Origin of the sequence: Butyrivibrio sp. FCS014 (genome assembly GCF_000526935.1) — a bacterium.
Taxonomy (GTDB): domain Bacteria; phylum Bacillota; class Clostridia; order Lachnospirales; family Lachnospiraceae; genus Butyrivibrio.
Map to the genome: position 1 here is coordinate 42264 of NZ_JAHA01000004.1, position 15427 is coordinate 57690.

Annotated in this window: 10 protein-coding genes; 9 read left to right on the forward strand and 1 reads right to left on the reverse strand. The window is 42.6% G+C overall.

Annotation, left to right across the window (positions count from 1 at the left end):
* Positions 1-171 precede the first annotated feature (171 nt).
* From T456_RS0103095 to T456_RS0103105, 3 genes are all read left to right on the forward strand, one after another.
* On the forward strand, positions 172-6261 hold the full coding sequence (locus T456_RS0103095; protein WP_024864872.1) for an AarF/UbiB family protein: 6090 nt from the start codon (positions 172-174) through the stop codon (positions 6259-6261).
* Positions 6261-7265 (forward strand): GNAT family N-acetyltransferase, encoded by a 1005-nt coding sequence (locus T456_RS0103100; protein WP_024864873.1) that lies wholly within the window; start codon positions 6261-6263, stop codon positions 7263-7265. The genes T456_RS0103095 and T456_RS0103100 overlap by 1 nt, the downstream gene beginning before the upstream one ends.
* Before the next feature lie 122 nt (positions 7266-7387).
* Positions 7388-7708, forward strand: a complete 321-nt coding sequence (locus tag T456_RS0103105) for a putative quinol monooxygenase (RefSeq protein WP_024864874.1) — start codon at positions 7388-7390, stop codon at positions 7706-7708.
* A gap of 194 nt (positions 7709-7902) precedes the next feature.
* Here the strand turns inward: T456_RS0103105 and T456_RS0103115 are convergent, their stop codons facing one another.
* On the reverse strand, positions 7903-8466 hold the full coding sequence (locus tag T456_RS0103115) for a DUF3793 family protein (protein ID WP_024864875.1): 564 nt from the start codon (positions 8464-8466) through the stop codon (positions 7903-7905).
* Positions 8467-8575: 109 nt separating this feature from the next.
* Here T456_RS0103115 and T456_RS0103120 point away from each other — a divergent pair, with 109 nt between their 5' ends.
* The 6 genes from T456_RS0103120 to T456_RS22300 all read left to right on the forward strand — a co-directional run bounded on the left by T456_RS0103120 (position 8576) and on the right by T456_RS22300 (position 15193).
* Complete coding sequence (locus tag T456_RS0103120; protein WP_024864876.1) at positions 8576-9283, forward strand: ABC transporter ATP-binding protein; 708 nt, start codon at positions 8576-8578, stop codon at positions 9281-9283.
* Positions 9284-9295: 12 nt separating this feature from the next.
* Entirely contained in the window at positions 9296-11986 is a 2691-nt protein-coding gene (locus T456_RS0103125) for an FtsX-like permease family protein (protein WP_024864877.1), read from the forward strand.
* A 374-nt stretch (positions 11987-12360) separates the two neighbouring features.
* A complete protein-coding gene (locus T456_RS0103130; protein WP_024864878.1) occupies positions 12361-13152 on the forward strand; it encodes a DUF975 family protein in 792 nt (263 codons plus the stop codon).
* Positions 13152-13841 carry a response regulator transcription factor gene (locus tag T456_RS0103135; protein WP_035801111.1) on the forward strand — a complete coding sequence of 230 codons (690 nt, stop codon included), beginning with the start codon at positions 13152-13154 and terminating at the stop codon, positions 13839-13841. The genes T456_RS0103130 and T456_RS0103135 overlap by 1 nt, the downstream gene beginning before the upstream one ends.
* Before the next feature lie 18 nt (positions 13842-13859).
* On the forward strand, positions 13860-14918 hold the full coding sequence (locus tag T456_RS20995; RefSeq protein ID WP_024864880.1) for a sensor histidine kinase: 1059 nt from the start codon (positions 13860-13862) through the stop codon (positions 14916-14918).
* Positions 14919-15016: 98 nt separating this feature from the next.
* Complete coding sequence (locus tag T456_RS22300; RefSeq protein WP_155838010.1) at positions 15017-15193, forward strand: hypothetical protein; 177 nt, start codon at positions 15017-15019, stop codon at positions 15191-15193.
* Positions 15194-15427: the final 234 nt, after the last annotated feature.

The following is a 15427-nucleotide window of genomic DNA, read 5'->3' on the forward strand; positions in this document are numbered from 1 at the left end:
AGCTGCTCAAAGATCTGGAGCCCGAGGTAATAAAGTAGCCACCCTGCCAGCGGCAGGGCTTGTCCTTGATGCCCATAAATCAGAATGCTAAGCTGAGAAAACCGATGGTGATGCATATCAGCTGCTCATGAGTCTATCGCCGTCGGTGATTGACATACAGCGTTCTGATTTATGGGTGTCAAGGATGGCGGACACAGCCACAACATTTATATCAGGAATCAATTTACACCACATATAGGACTTGACCAAAATGCTGAGATTGACGCCCTGATCAGCAAGATTGAGACAGGTGAACTTAAATATAACGCATCTGAGATGAAAAAAGAACAGCTTGAAGCCAGAAAGGGCCGCAATATTTCTCAGATCCTGTTAAATTCGACCAAGTTACTTGGCGACAGTGATGAGATGGACAGCCTCAAAGAGGCGCTGAAGACGTTGGAACAGAATATGGGAGGCTATAAAACCAGCAAAGAGATGACTGAGGTAGCATACAATAACATATGCGGATGTTATACGGATGCTATTAACGAGTGCACAAAGTACATCGCCTCCAAGAATCCCTGGCTTCCAACAGGAAAAAAGAGAATGAGAAGAGTCAAGGCGACTTTGGCTCAGCTCAAAAAAGAAATGCAGCAGATAGATTATTCCTGGGAGGTCTACAGCAAGCATAAGGAGGAGAAGATTAGGGATGCCAAAGAGCATCCAATAAATAACGGAGTAGCTCTTTTGCAGTATGGAAGACTTGCCCAGGTGATCGATAAAGAGATGATCCAGAAAGAGACTTCCGAGAAAGAGCGCCTTGAGAATAGGCTTATTGCGGCCAGGGCTGAGTTTGAGGCTGCGAAGGCTTTTGCTGACGCAGACTACGAGAAGTTAGAGGCTGAAAAAGGCAAGGCTAAGGAAGAAGAAAAGAAGAAAGCCGAAGAAGCTAAGAAAGAAGAGAAGAAGGAAGAAGAGGGCGGCATTTTTTCAACGTTCCTTAATTGGTTCTCACCGGCAGTAGCAGAAGATGACGAGCTCAAGAATGCCAGGCAGGAACGCGATAAAAAGAGGCAACAAGTTGGCTATGACGATAAACTAAGAAAGATCTGGGAACTTGGGGACAGCTTAAGAGATCTTGAATGGAAGGAGTCTGAACGGAAAAAGAATAAAGAGAATGAGGACGAGCAGGAGAAGAAGAATGCTCAGATAAAACAAAAAGAGTTAATTAATGATATTGATGGAAAGATCAAATACCTTCCCGGCACACTTAAGGATATCGTCAGAATTCTGATAACCAGCGGAGCTCCTTCCGAGATGTTCAAAGGAAAGAAGCTTAAGGAAAAAGATAAGAAGATAATAGAAAACATGGTTGCTCTTAAGAATACCCTTTCTGGCTTTAAAAACGGGGAAGTGGTATCTGAGGAGCTTTTCATAGACGGTAGATTTACCCGTATATTCCAGGATGAATTTGGGAATCTGGAAATCCGCGTGGGCAGGAACAAAGTGCCGCTGCCCTTCAAGCGAAAAGATCTGTGTGCAGCTCTTTCAAAGGATATAGTTTTCAATCCTGATGTTTACGGTGAAGAGGCGGTATGTGATGTAATTTTCAATCAGCCGGCCGAACTAAAGGACATGGATGCGGCTGATCTTATAAACACCAGAGAGTATGCTGCCGAGATCCTTCATCAAAAGCTTGGAGTAAATAAGGGGGAACTTAATAACCTTCATGTGAAGGAGCTGAGGAAGTATGCTGTACAGCTATGTGTTTATGGCGAAAACAAAGCAGTCTTTGAGCAGATACGTTCTGAGATAGAAAGGTCAAACGCTAAAAAGGATGCTCAGATCAACTCTGCGCTCAACCAGGAACTGCATCAGGTAGTAGGCTACACACAAAGTGTTGTACTACCTGAGAATATAAATCAGGAGGACGAGGGATGGACTTCTGATCAGCTTAAAGTGCGCGATTTTCTTGCAGACCTGTTTTATGCCCGTGATACGTGGATCACAGAGAATGAGCAGCTTACAACAGAAGGAAAGCTCAGGGAGATCATAAAGAAAAATGCTGATGCCGTGGCTATTATCCTCAGCGAAGAGTTCAAAGAGGACCCTCTTAGGAAGAACAAAAACAAAGAGAGGAATGCTGTAGCTGTCAAAAAGCCGTCAATACTGGATACCATGTTTGAGTCACTTCCTATGTTTCAATTCGCCGGCGGAGATGGCGGTGAGTTTAAGAAACTGATCCAGGATAATATAGGCAAGATCTGTGACATGGTTTACGACACGCTCATTGGCGATGAAGTTGTGGATGAGAACAGCAGCAAGATAAACATGCTTAAGAGCCCTGCACTTCTCACCCTTGGAATACAGGGTAACGCTGACAAGATGCCGGAGGAGGCTCTGACCGACCTTGGAAAGACACTTGATAAAATTGTAAATAACGCCATGACTGAGGTCCAGTCGAAGTTTGATGAGTACATAGACAAGCTCTTTTCAATGGACGATGAAGAAGAGAAGGCGGCAGTCGTTCAGGAAGGTGACGTGTGGATTCCAATGGTCATGCTTGAGCTTGATCAGGTTGAGGAGAAGATCAAGCCATATGAGGATAAGATTGCCAAAAGAAAAGCAGAAATGCAAGAGCAGCTGGAGGCAGCTAGAGAATATGAAAAAGAGCTTGAAGATATGATTACGAATGGCTCTTTTGACACGAACAATGAAGACGATAAGAAAAATCTAGAGCAGCTTAAGAGTGACTGCGTTGATATGCGCCAAAAAGTAACAGCTCTTGAAGAAAAAGAGAAAGCACTGGATGAAGATATAAAAGTAAATGGAATACCAAGAAACCTTAAGTCAGAAAGAGACAAAATCCTTGGCGAGATCCGAAAGCTTGACTCCGCCGGTGTTAACTGCAGTGATTATCTCATCGAAAAATACAAGGGGATAATACAGGAGCAAAAGGAAAAGAAAAAGGAACAAGATGGAGCTCCAAAAAACACTGAGGAAGCGCAGTTTAAGAAGCAGCAAAAAGAGTATGAGGATTGGCTTGAGCGCTATAATAAGACTCTACCGGATATGAAGAAAACAACTGAGGATCCCGAAAAACTTGAGGATATCGACAGGCAAATAAAAGTGCTTGAAGGCAAGATCAATGAAAAGCGCAAGATTATCCAGGAGGGAATTAAAAGACAGCACCTAAATGAGATAAACAAGCGCATGGACAGACGCCAGAAGAATCTGTACAACTCTAAGGCTGTGGATAAAGTCTTGATGCAACAGGATGCCTTCAACCATCAGGTCGAAGGATTCTATGAGAGAGTCAAAAAAGGTGAATTAACAAAAAATGCTATAAAAGAAAGCAAGGTTACTATCAAAAGGAATACAAAGATTAACGAGGAGGGTATTAAGCAAGCAAAAGCCAAAGCTGAAGCTGAAGAGCTGGTACAGATCCTGGGGGACTCCGTGAAAGGTAAGAAGGGACAGGGGCTTTTTATGAAAAATGTCCTTAAGACTTACTTTACCGGTATGCCCGCTTCTGAACAGCGTGCTATGGTTGCGGCAGCTGTAAGAAACTGTAAGAACAGAAATGCAGCTGATGGTGATGTGGATGAAGAGGAAATAATGGGAGATATTCTCGGAGGAATGTTTAAGGGAGCAGGTCCATTGTTCCAGAAAATGCTGCAGGGAATTCCCACAACAAACCTGTCGCCATCTCTAAAGAAGGCTATTTCTGATACGCAGGACAGCCTTGCACCTATTTCTGATGAGGTTGTTAAAAACCACATGGACAGTCTCATCAAGCGAAGTAACGGAAAAATAACCAAAATAAAGGTTGAAGAGTCCCTGGGGGCTGCGTCAGTAGGACAGGCTTTTTTGTGCAAGGTTTACGGACCATTTAATCAGGAAGGCAAAAACGTAGTAATAAAGCTACTTCGTCCTGATGTGAGAGCAAGAATGGAAAGAGAGAAGGAGATAATGCTTAAGGCTGCCAAGATGACAGACAGAGCCGGGCTCTCTCCTGCAGAGATCAAGGAAATGGATGACAACCACAGGATAGGTGGCATGGAGGCCACTTACCTTGGAAATTTAAAGAGGATTGAGGAGGAACTGGATCTTAATATTGAGGCAGAAAACTGCAAAAAAGGTGTTATTTATGAGAAAAAGATAGCAGGTAGCACGGAGCTTAATTTCTGCCATTCAATGGAACTGAGCGATCTTGCAGAACCTTCAAGTGATTCCTGTATTATGGAGATTGCAGGAACCAAAACATTAAAGAAATACGTTTCTGATATTTATGAAAAGATAGCAAAGCTTGAGAAATACTGTGAAACAGAGATTGATGATTATGGCAACAAGGTCTTTAAGAAGAAAGACAATAAATTTGTATTCAAAAGAAGGCTGACTGAAGACGAGATACTTGAATATGAATCTCTAAGAAAAGAACTGCAGGAGGATTATCTCGATGCCCAGCAGAAGCAGACAGGTCTTTTGCAGCTCTCCGAAAAATGGGTTACGGAGGGCATATATAATAGCGGCTATTACCACGGAGATCTTCATGCCGGCAACATTATGGTGGGTAAGGACGGCGTAACAGTCATAGACTTCGGTAACGCTACCCAGCTTGATAAGGAGCAGCAGAAGCATATCATAAGAATGATGGCAGCTGCGGCTCTTGGTGAAGCTGAAATGTTCCAGGAAAGCTTCCATGCACTCCTTGTAAATACTCCTGAGGAGGTTTACCAGGCAAAGAGCGAGGAATTTACTGCGGCCCTGAAAGAGATCTTTTCCATGGGTGATGCGGCTGCTACCGGAGAACGTATTGCGGTTGCACTGGTCAAGGCCCAGGAGCTTGGGCTCGAGCTTCCGCCTGTAGTAGCTAACTTTTCATCAGGACAGATCCGTCTTCAAAATACGGTAAACGAAATGAACAAGCTACTTGTGGATATAAGAAGCAGCTGTAGTTTGCTTCTTCATACCAAAGTTAACATGAATAGTGAAAAGGCTAGTGTTGACCTGGTGTACGAGAGTATGCACCGCGGTTTGTCAGCTGATCAGGCTAGAGATGCCAAAGAAAAGATGAAGAACCATATCGAAAAATATGAGCTGGTTAAAAAAGAGGATTTTTTGATTTATCTAAAAGCGTTTGTGGATGGAAGAGATTTCTGTGAGAAGTATAAGATCAGTAAGAGCCTGAAGGGAGAGAGAGAAAGGCTTAATAGAATACTTCAGGGTAAAGAGTATTTTACTTATCAGGAAGAAAATCATATTAACCATGGCGACTTTTCTGAGGCATTTCCTGGACTTTGTGAGTATATTGAAAACTCCCAGGATGAGGGCCAGAAAAAGCTGATGCAGGGTGTGTTTGACCATGTGCTTAAAATGGTGCATGAAAGAATTTCCATAAAGGATAAAGAAATGGAAGGATTGGGAGGCTACATGGTAATGCGAGCCCAGAACCAAAATACCCTAATGGAGGAGGGTATTGTAGGGCATGAGAGGCTATGCATTAAAGTCGATACTTCTGATGGTAAACAAAAGGACAAGCATTTTGATACCGTGGATGATATTATTGCATATCTCAAAGAGACCGATGCAGAGGGCATAAAAGACTGGAAGGATGCAACACGGTTTATTCCAGAAAAGGATGAAAATCGTGGCGGCCTTTATGAAGACGCTATGAAATTCTTTGAGGACAAGAAGGGAAACAGAAAGTTGGATGAAACTTTTGACTCAAGGGCTGAAAAGCTATGGGAAACCTATGAAAAGGAGTATCTGGAAAATGCTAATAAGGATGCCGTTGTGCTAAGAGGCCAGTATCTTGATGCTGTTTCGAACATTTTTCCGGTTAATTCTGATGGAACAATGAATGATAACCTGGAAAAGAAATTTGCACTTTGGAGTGATGCTATTAAGAATATAATAGAAATGGAAACTGACAAAGGATTCAAAAAAAAGTGCGAGAAAATGAAAGCATTATACGAAAAGTGCATAAATGATAAGTATTATGCTCAACGTAACGCCAAGTCAATTTATAGTCAATTTAAAAAGTTTTCAGTTGACATGCTGGATAACGCCATATATGCCGTTAAGGTTCATGTGGATATCCTGGAGCAAAAGCATTTGGATAAGAGCAAATACGATGGCGATTTTGAGCCAAAAAATTTCCTCAGTGTTATGGGTGATGTGATCGATAAACATTTAGGAAGCACATTTATGCAGCTGGGACTTGTAGGTAACTATAAGGCACGTAAGATGGTAAATATGCAGGGGGCAGAGAATGATTAATGAAGCTGATAAGACTTGATAAGAACAGCGGGCAGTTTTTCCAGGGACTTGACCCCTTCGAGTATTTAGACAAACGATCTTCCTTTCCAACTTTTGCCATTGGATGCGCCGGGGAAGGAGAAAAAAGTGATACACCAGCGGGAATCGTCATCTGTTATCTGGACAGGACAGTTCTTGTAGTGAGATGGATCTATGTCGCTCCTAAGTTCAGGGGAGAAGGCATAAGCGACCTGCTTCTTAGTGCTGTCTACGAAATGGCCCAAAGTGAAGGAGCAAGCTACATTGGCGCGCTTCTTTTGAATGAGTATGGAAAAGAGATAATATACCCCGAGGCAGAAACCTTTTTCAGATTCCAGGGGTTTGATGAGGAAGTGTCACTTGGGGACGGAAAGGCGAAGCTTCTTTTATCTTCGGTTGAGCATAAGGACGATGATTCTTCTGAGCTGGCCTTTGATTCTGATAAATTATCGCTGTTTGAATTCAGCTTTGACCTGGCTGCCTACGATGATGAGGTGCCGGTAGTGGAAAAGAGGACCAGGCTTGCATCTGACATCCTGATCCATGCACAAGATGTTTTTGACTGTGAAATGCTGATGAATACTGCTGGAGGGGAGAATAAGAACACGAAGGTTGTAAGCCTTGGCGAGATCACTCTTCCAATGTTAGGAGAAGGCATTAAGCTGTGCAGTAAAGCGATGCCGGAGAGCTGCTTTGGAGGATTGATAAAAGATATTTCGGTAGCCTGGTTTGATCCCGCACTGTCCAGCGTGGTGATAAGAAAAGGCGCAGTTACAGGACTTTTTCTCGTACATAAAGAGGATGGAAAGATCTGGCCTGAATACCTGCGCGCCTGCGGAGCGGATTCAACAAACCAGTGCATGCTCCTTGTGCAAAAAACAGCTAAGGCTCTAATGGATGGATATCCTGCGGAAACGGAGATAGTGATCCGTTGCCGCGACAATACCACAAGAGAAATGGTTGAACGTCTCTTTTCCTCAAAATGAAGTGGTAAGGCGCATATAGTGCAAGCATGATGAACCCTATGATAGCTTACTGGATTACGGGAAAAGACATCATTCCGAAATGAAAGCATTTGAATTGCGGCATAACTGAGAAAGGAGATTGTATGATAACTGTAAATCTGTACTATAAGGGCACAAATGGAAATGCTCGAGCGTTTGTTAATGAAATGGAATCGTCTGGTATTGCGGATGCTATTCGGGCAGAAGAAGGAAATCTGCGATATGAATACTTTCAGCCTATTGGAGATCCTGAAACCATATTGCTTATTGATTCATGGTCTGATCAGGCGGCTATAGATGCGCATCATGCATCCCCTATGATGAAACAACTAGCCGAGCTTCGCGATAAATATGATCTTCACATGACCGTAGAGCGCTATGTAAGTGATGAATATGCGTCAGATGAGAAATATCTTAGGAAATAGTATCATTGAGAAGTTGTATTTAATATGTTTTGGGAGGTAACTTAATTTGAGGATTGTAAATCTCATTGAGAATACCGAAGGTGTACCCGAATGTGCGTCTGCACATGGGCTGTCTTTTTATATTGAAACGGCGAAGCATAAGATGCTTGTCGATCTTGGCACGTCTGAAGAGACGCTTGAAAATGCTGCATTCTTTATGAGATGCGAGTAGTATTGACAATCATCTGTGATAAGTGTCTGCCTCCGGACAGGCACTTTTTGTATACTTCCGTACATTTTCGGTAACTGGAAAATGTCTTTTCCGCCTTCTCCTTATCACCGTAAACCTTCCAATAACCAACGCATTTAACACCTTTTCTTGTATCTTCCATGAAGCCTTTTACATCAACAGGAGGATACCCCAGGAAAAGACCTATCTCATGAGGAAAGGTCTTCTGATTGCAGATCTGATTGATAAGATGAACGATGTCGCCCTCGACGGACTCGCAGGTGTACCCTTTTTCGAGAAGAATCTCCCTGGCTTCCCGGCAGGCCAGATCGGCCTTTAATTTGTCGGGTCTGTAGAGATATACAAGGACGTTTTTATCGGTTATTTTCAGAGGGATTGCACGAAGTCCCTTTCCGGCAAAGCATCGATTAAGCTCCCTGAGATCTTCGTTTATATCAGTGATAAGAGACCTGTCCACCGTGAATATGCTCCCTGTCTTTATTCCTGCCAGCGTGGGCGAGCAGTTGTCAACTATGATGTTGTCAGGCATATTACGTGGCTCCTTCAATATTATTTTGTGGGTGTTAGGTATTGCTAACGCAATTATAGCGTATTATAATTCTGTTAGCAATGGGTAACTTATGCTATGAGGAGGGATTATGAACAACGAATTTTTGGAAATCAAGGATTTAAAGAAAAGCTTTGGAACAGGAGAGGCCAGGCAGGATGTTCTAAGAGGAATGAATTTTACGGTGAAAAAAGGTGAATTCTGCGTACTTCTTGGGCCATCCGGATCAGGAAAATCCACACTGCTTAATATCATTGGCGGTATAGATACTCCTGATGAAGGGTTTGTCAGCATCAACGGAGACAAGCTTGAGGAGATGAATGAGAAGGAACTCACAATGTACAGAAGAAAGCACCTGGGATATGTCTTTCAGATGTACAATCTTATACCAAATCTTAATGTCAAGGAGAACATCGAAGTTGGTGCGTATCTGTCCGACAATCCCCTGGATGTAGAGGAGGTGCTGACCACTCTTGGACTTCAGAATCACAAGTACAAGTATCCCAATCAGTTATCCGGCGGCCAGCAGCAGAGGGTGTCAATAGGAAGAGCAGTGGTTAAAAATCCTGACATTCTAATGTGCGACGAGCCTACAGGCGCATTGGACTACAAGACGTCAAAAGAAATACTGGCACTCATTGAGGACTGTAATAGCAAGTTTGGCAGCACCGTTATCATGGTTACCCACAATGAGGCAATCAGAAATATGGCGGATCATGTTATCAAGCTTAGGGATGGCGTGGTGCGTCATAATGATATTAATACGAATAAAATTTCCGCAATGGATCTTGAGTGGTAGGAGGTGAGTGTCATGAAAAATCCTCTTATCAGGAGAATTCCTAAAGAACTTAGATCAGACTGGCACAAATATCTGGTTATCATCGTTTTCATGGTTATCATGATCGGTGTTATCTCGGGTATGTACGTCGGTCACGACAGTATGCTGGCTGCAGTATATGCAGGCAGAGAGGAACTGGTGCTTGAGGACGGCAGCTTTGAGCTGTCCAGGAAAGCATCCCAGGATCTGCTTGATGATATAGCTTCGGGAAAAAAGGCAGATGTCAGAAGCTACTATATAGATAAAGGAAATAAAGAAGCAGACAAAAAGGTGGCTGCGGCTATTGAGGAAGAGCTCAATGAGCAGGTGACAGAAAAGATTGAAGAAGCTGTACGGGCTCAGTGTGCTGCATATGGTATTACCGATGAAGAAATGATACAGGCACAGATTGATGCGGCTGTTGAGAGCTCTTTTGACCAGGCTATCAAAGAAGCCCGGGAGTCAGAAGAGTTTAAAAAAGCCGTGGATGAGGCCTACGAGGAAGCCCACGAAGAGGTTGTTAAAAAGGTCGATGAGGAGTGGGATGAAGTCGCTGACAGATACAATCTGAATGATGAAATCAATCCGGTTTCGGTTAAAATATATGAGCATTTCTACAGAGAGGAATCCGAGGACAACAACGGTGATGGGGCAGAAGATGCCACTGTCAGGATCTACAAGAGCGACTCAGAGATAGACAAAGCCTCTTTTAACGAAGGCCGGGCACCTGAGGCAGACAATGAGATTGCAATCGACAGGATGCATGCCGACAACGTGGGTGTGGCGCTGGGTGACAGTATAGTTGTGGGTGGCAAGCAGTTCGAGGTTGTGGGACTTCTTTCTTATGTCAATTATCTGACGCTTCATGAGTCCAATACGGACCTGATGTTTGACGCATTTGGCTTTGATGTTGCGATGGTCACACCGGAAGCCTTTAACAAGCTAAGGTCAAGGGTTCACTACAGCTACGCCTATAAGTATGACGATGCGCCGCAGTCAAAGGTAGAGCAGCAGGATCATTCGGAGAATTTCCTTAAGGCCCTGATCACACAGAGTCTTGTTTATGACAATGAAATTGAGGATTATCTGCCGGAGTACCTGCGTCAGGCCAGTAATTTCGCGGTATCGGATATCGAGGGAGATTCGGCCGGAGCCAGTATTCTCTGCTATATCCTCATCGGCGTAATTGCATTTATATTTGCCATCACTATCAGCAATACTATAGAAAAAGAAGCATCGGTTATAGGAACGCTTAGAGCTTCGGGCTACAGCAGATCAGAGCTTGTTGTGCATTACATGTCCATGCCGGTTATTGTTACAATTATTGGGGCAGTGATAGGAAACGTTCTTGGATACACTGCCTTCAGAGATCTGGCGTGTTTCCTGTATTACAACAGCTACAGTTTGCCTGCTTGCCATGCGGTTTGGAGCAACACAGCGCTTATTAAGACTACGATAATTCCACTGCTGTTGATGTTTTTCATAAATCTCTTTGTGATAGTGAGAAAGCTTCAGTTAAGTCCGCTCAGGTTCCTGCGTCACGATCTTATAAAGACCAGGCGAACAAAGGCTATGCGGCTGCCAAGATGGTCGTTTTTAAAGAGATTCAGGTTAAGAATCTTTTTCCAGAATATACCTAATTATCTGGTACTGATATTTGGTGTAATATTCATTGAGCTGATGATGTGTTTTGCTTTCGGGCTTCCCGACTCCCTGAACCACTATGCAAAAGCCGCACCGGACATGATGTTTGCCGAGTATCAGTACATGCTCATGGACAGTAAGGATGATGACGGAAATGTGATAGAGACCTCCGAAAAGTCAGCGGAGCGCTTTAGCATGACAAATCTTATGTATCCAAAGAAGAGCAGTTCCTTCCGTGAAGGTATGGGAAGCGGCCAGGATGAGAGCGTAACGGTTTACGGAATCACAGAGAGCAGCAATTATGTCACATTGGGAAAAGATACATCAATAGATGCCTTGTACATTTCCAGCGCATTTTCCAAGAAGTTTGGGATTTCTGCAGGTGATATGATCACACTTCATGAGGAGTATGAGAATAAGACCTATGAATTCAATGTTCTTGGTGTGATCAACTATGATGGCGGAATTGCGGCGTTCCTGGATGCGGATAGCTTTAATACCGTATTTGAAAAGGACAAGGATGATTTTTCGGGGTATTTCTCAAGGAATGAGATCACTGATATAGATGATCAGTACATTGCGACTGTAATTACCTCCGAGGATATTGTGAAGGTAACAAATCAGCTAATGCATTCTATGGGCGGATTCATGGGCGTCTTTAAGTATGCTTTGATCGTGCTGTCGGCTTCTTTGATATATCTTTTGGCCAAAATAATTATTGAAAGAAATGAACACTCAATATCCATGGCTAAGATCCTGGGCTTTAAGAACGGGGAGATTGGATCGCTATACATTGTTCCGACAGCCATTGTAGTAGTGCTGTTCTCTGTTGTGAGCCTTGTGATCGGGTATTATCTCATGATATGGATATTCCACGTATTCATGCTGCAACTTGACGGTTACTTCGCCTTCTATATGAAGCAGTCATCGATGCTGCTGGCGGTTGTGTATCTGCTTGTGGGATATGCCGCTGTGTCGCTGATTGATTTTGCCAGAATAAAGAGAATTCCGCTTGATGTAGCGCTGAAAAATATTGAATAAAGCCTTCACAAGAAAGGGGCAGCCGGGTTTGACAGCTTCTGCCATTGACTGTGTATTTCCTGTACCGCTCCAATATACTATTGCTATTTTGCTCATACTTTCCTCCTTTTGTTCATTTAGTTAGCACACGCTAACATTATCCTTTTTGGAGCCGCCAGTCAAGGCACTGCGCTGATAAAAAATCTCAAAAGATGCGTCTGAGCTTCACTCAACCGGAGTGAAACCCTTTATGATCCGTTCAGCAAGTGTTAAGATTACGTTAAGGTTTTTTCCGTTTGGCAGAAAGGTTAGCCTGTTATCCTTAGTTCATAAGATAACAACACCGAATGCATACAAGCAGTCATTCGGAACTTTTATAAACGGAGGGAAAAAGAATGTGGACAAGAAAAGAACTTAAGGAAAAAGGAAAAAAGGCATTTATACTAAACTATTGGAAGACTGTTTTGGTAAGTCTCATCTATGTAATACTTATTGCCGGGGCTGCCGGCTCTGTCTCAGGAATAGGTGTCAGAGGTGGATCTGATCACAAAATCGAATCAACGATAGAATCAAACACCAGCCAATCCGATTCCGCATCAACTATAGCAGAGAATTTTTCTGATAAGGTTCCGGACTTTGATTTACCACCGGAAGCAGTATTCGTTATAGCGGTTTTGGCAGTTATGCTGGGTATCGTAGCTTTTGGTATCTCACTGGCGATCAACGCTTTTTTGATCAATCCCATTGAAGTCGGATGTCATAGATTTTTTACCCGAAATCTGAACCAGAAGGCTAACGTAAATGAGATTACATACGCATTTGACCATAACTACCTTAATAATGTTAAGACCGCTTTCTTAAGAGACTTATACATAATTCTCTGGTCACTGCTTTTTATCATCCCCGGTATCATCAAATCCTATGAATACCGCATGATTCCTTATATCCTTGCAGATCATCCGGAGATGAGCACCAAAGAAGTTTTTGCAAAAAGCAAAGAGCTTATGAATGGACAGAAGTGGAGAGCCTTTGTACTTGATCTTTCATTCATAGGATGGGAGATATTATCACTCTTTACCGCCAGAATTCTTGGAATATTCTATGTATCTCCATATAGAAATATGACAAATGCAGCTCTTTATGAAAAACTTGAGTATGGAAACCTTGAAATTGAGGAGAATAACTGATGGATAAGATCCTTATTGCAGATGATGAAACCGAAATCAGGAGTTTGCTGAAACTGTATCTGGAAAATGAAGGTTATGCAGTAGAAGAAGCGGGCGATGGCCGGGAAGCTTTAAGGATACTTGCAGGCGGAGACATAAGTCTCTGCCTGCTTGATGTCATGATGCCTGAAATGGATGGCTTCCATGTGCTCAAGGAGATGCGTAAGAACAATAATATTCCTGTAATCATCATATCCGCCAAGGATACCGACCCTGACAAGATACTGGGCCTTGATCTTGGGGCAGACGATTATATGATAAAGCCCTTCAATCCGCTTGAAGCCGTAGCCAGAGTCCGTTCCAACCTCAGGCGTTTTCATGCGCTTAAAGGAGACAACCAAACCGAGCCGGAAGGACTTCTGGAACTTTTGGATCTTAAGCTCGACAAAGATGCTTGCATTCTATATCACAACGATGAAAAGATTGAGCTTACTTCCAATGAGCTTAAGATGATGGAACTTTTTATGGAAAACCCAGGTAAAGTCTTCACCAAGGAAAAGATATATGAATACGTCTGGGGAGATACCTATGTAGTTGCCGACAATAACATCATGGTCGCAATCAGCAAGCTCAGGTCCAAACTCAGTGAAGATCCTTCTGCTTATATCAAGACAGTCAGAGGACTTGGTTATCGTATGGAGAAAGAGTAATCCGGGGAATTAGCTTATATGAATAAATTCAGAAGTTTTCTAATAAAACATCTTATCCTGGTTTTGGTCATTGTTGTTGCGGTCGAGCTTATGCTCACCGTAATTCTTAATGATGTCATTTTCCCTTTCATTGGATATCTTATGGGTCAGCCGGGGCTGTCTTCATTGTCTATCAGCAGTATCCCCTTTTTTATCTGGGGACTCATCAGCGGTAACAGCGCATATGTATTCAACGCCCTTGAAACGTCTACTGTAATACTGATGATTCTTTTCTCTCTGTTTCTGGTTGTGCTTCCGATTATTGTGGGAATACTGATATATGCAGGAAAGGTCACCAGACAGGTAGAAATTCTGGAAAAAGAGAGGACAGAAGAGCGAAAGAGCTACGAAGCAAAAAGAAATCTCATGCTCTCGGACTTTGCCCACGACCTTAGAACGCCCATCATGACTATCGGAGGTTATGCAACCGCTATTAATGATGGTCTGGTCAAGGATGATACTCAAAAAAAGGAGTATCTTAATGCAATTGCCACAAAATCAAAGCGAATGACAGAGCTTATAACAATGCTGTTTGAGTATGTCAGGGTAGGAAGTGAGGGTTTTACCCTAAGTAGAAAAAAGATCGATCTTAACGCGTTTCTTATCGACATAATTGCCGGCCTTTATCCGGATCTTGAGGGTGCCGGAATTAGCGTAGATATCGATACCCCGGAAGAGCCGTTTTTTATCAGTGCAGATGATCTTCATTTAAAAAGAGTCATCGAAAACCTTATCATTAACGTGATCAGGCACAATCCTCCCGGTACAAAAGCAGGTTTTATCATAAAAAAGGCCTCCGGCGTAGAGTTTTTTGCCGTGGCAGATACCGGAATTCAGATCGGTAAATCTGAAGAAGAACTGTTTGAACCATTTGTAAAAGGAGAGGACTCCCGTTCTCAAAACACTGGAAGTGGCCTTGGTCTGTCAGTGGCCAAACAGGTAATGGACATGCACGGGTTTGATATTCACCTTAAACAGCCCTATGGCGATTACACAAAGGCTTTTGTGCTGAAGTTCATTGAAGCGGGAGATATCTAATTATTTCATGAGATGCGAGTAGTAATAATAAAGTCAAGACGTTATTTATTTTTCCCCAGATGATAAAATATTAAATAATTTATTGGCGGGGGAGAGTAATGATGAATCAGATTGAAAAAGAGATCAACATTATCAGTGGGGATTGTTGGTTTGACGACATAGAGGCAAAAGAAAACGCAATGCAGGATTATGATGACCAGCCATACGGCGATGATAATGTGTTAGTCAGGGCGTCGAAAAGAAGATCATTTTGGGCGCCATCGTCGATGTTATAACTGAGAGGTCTTGTAAAGTGTCAGATTAACCTAAAACAGTAAAATATACATATACGAGAAAGCTCACAACCATGGGCTTTCTTTTTTTTCACATTTTACATTACTCTCCATTTAGGTTAAATTTTTAAAGCTAAAAATCGTAAAAAGCCGTACCATTTAAGCTATTTTTGTAAAAAGCCGTAATTTTATAGATAAAAGTGTAAAAAGCCGAATATGAGTGCCAAGGATATAATT

What these genes read in the sequence shown, in the direction of transcription:
- T456_RS0103100 (WP_024864873.1), top strand. Translation starts at nt 6,261, where the DNA reads ATGAAGCTGATAAGACTTGATAAGAACAGCGGGCAGTTTTTCCAGGGA.
- T456_RS0103130 (WP_024864878.1), top strand. Translation starts at nt 12,361, where the DNA reads ATGTGGACAAGAAAAGAACTTAAGGAAAAAGGAAAAAAGGCATTTATA.
- T456_RS0103105 (WP_024864874.1), top strand. Translation starts at nt 7,388, where the DNA reads ATGATAACTGTAAATCTGTACTATAAGGGCACAAATGGAAATGCTCGA.
- T456_RS0103125 (WP_024864877.1), top strand. Translation starts at nt 9,296, where the DNA reads ATGAAAAATCCTCTTATCAGGAGAATTCCTAAAGAACTTAGATCAGAC.
- T456_RS0103095 (WP_024864872.1), top strand. Translation starts at nt 172, where the DNA reads ATGGGTGTCAAGGATGGCGGACACAGCCACAACATTTATATCAGGAAT.
- T456_RS0103120 (WP_024864876.1), top strand. Translation starts at nt 8,576, where the DNA reads ATGAACAACGAATTTTTGGAAATCAAGGATTTAAAGAAAAGCTTTGGA.
- T456_RS0103135 (WP_035801111.1), top strand. Translation starts at nt 13,152, where the DNA reads ATGGATAAGATCCTTATTGCAGATGATGAAACCGAAATCAGGAGTTTG.
- T456_RS22300 (WP_155838010.1), top strand. Translation starts at nt 15,017, where the DNA reads ATGATGAATCAGATTGAAAAAGAGATCAACATTATCAGTGGGGATTGT.
- T456_RS20995 (WP_024864880.1), top strand. Translation starts at nt 13,860, where the DNA reads ATGAATAAATTCAGAAGTTTTCTAATAAAACATCTTATCCTGGTTTTG.
- T456_RS0103115 (WP_024864875.1), bottom strand. Translation starts at nt 8,466, where the DNA reads ATGCCTGACAACATCATAGTTGACAACTGCTCGCCCACGCTGGCAGGA.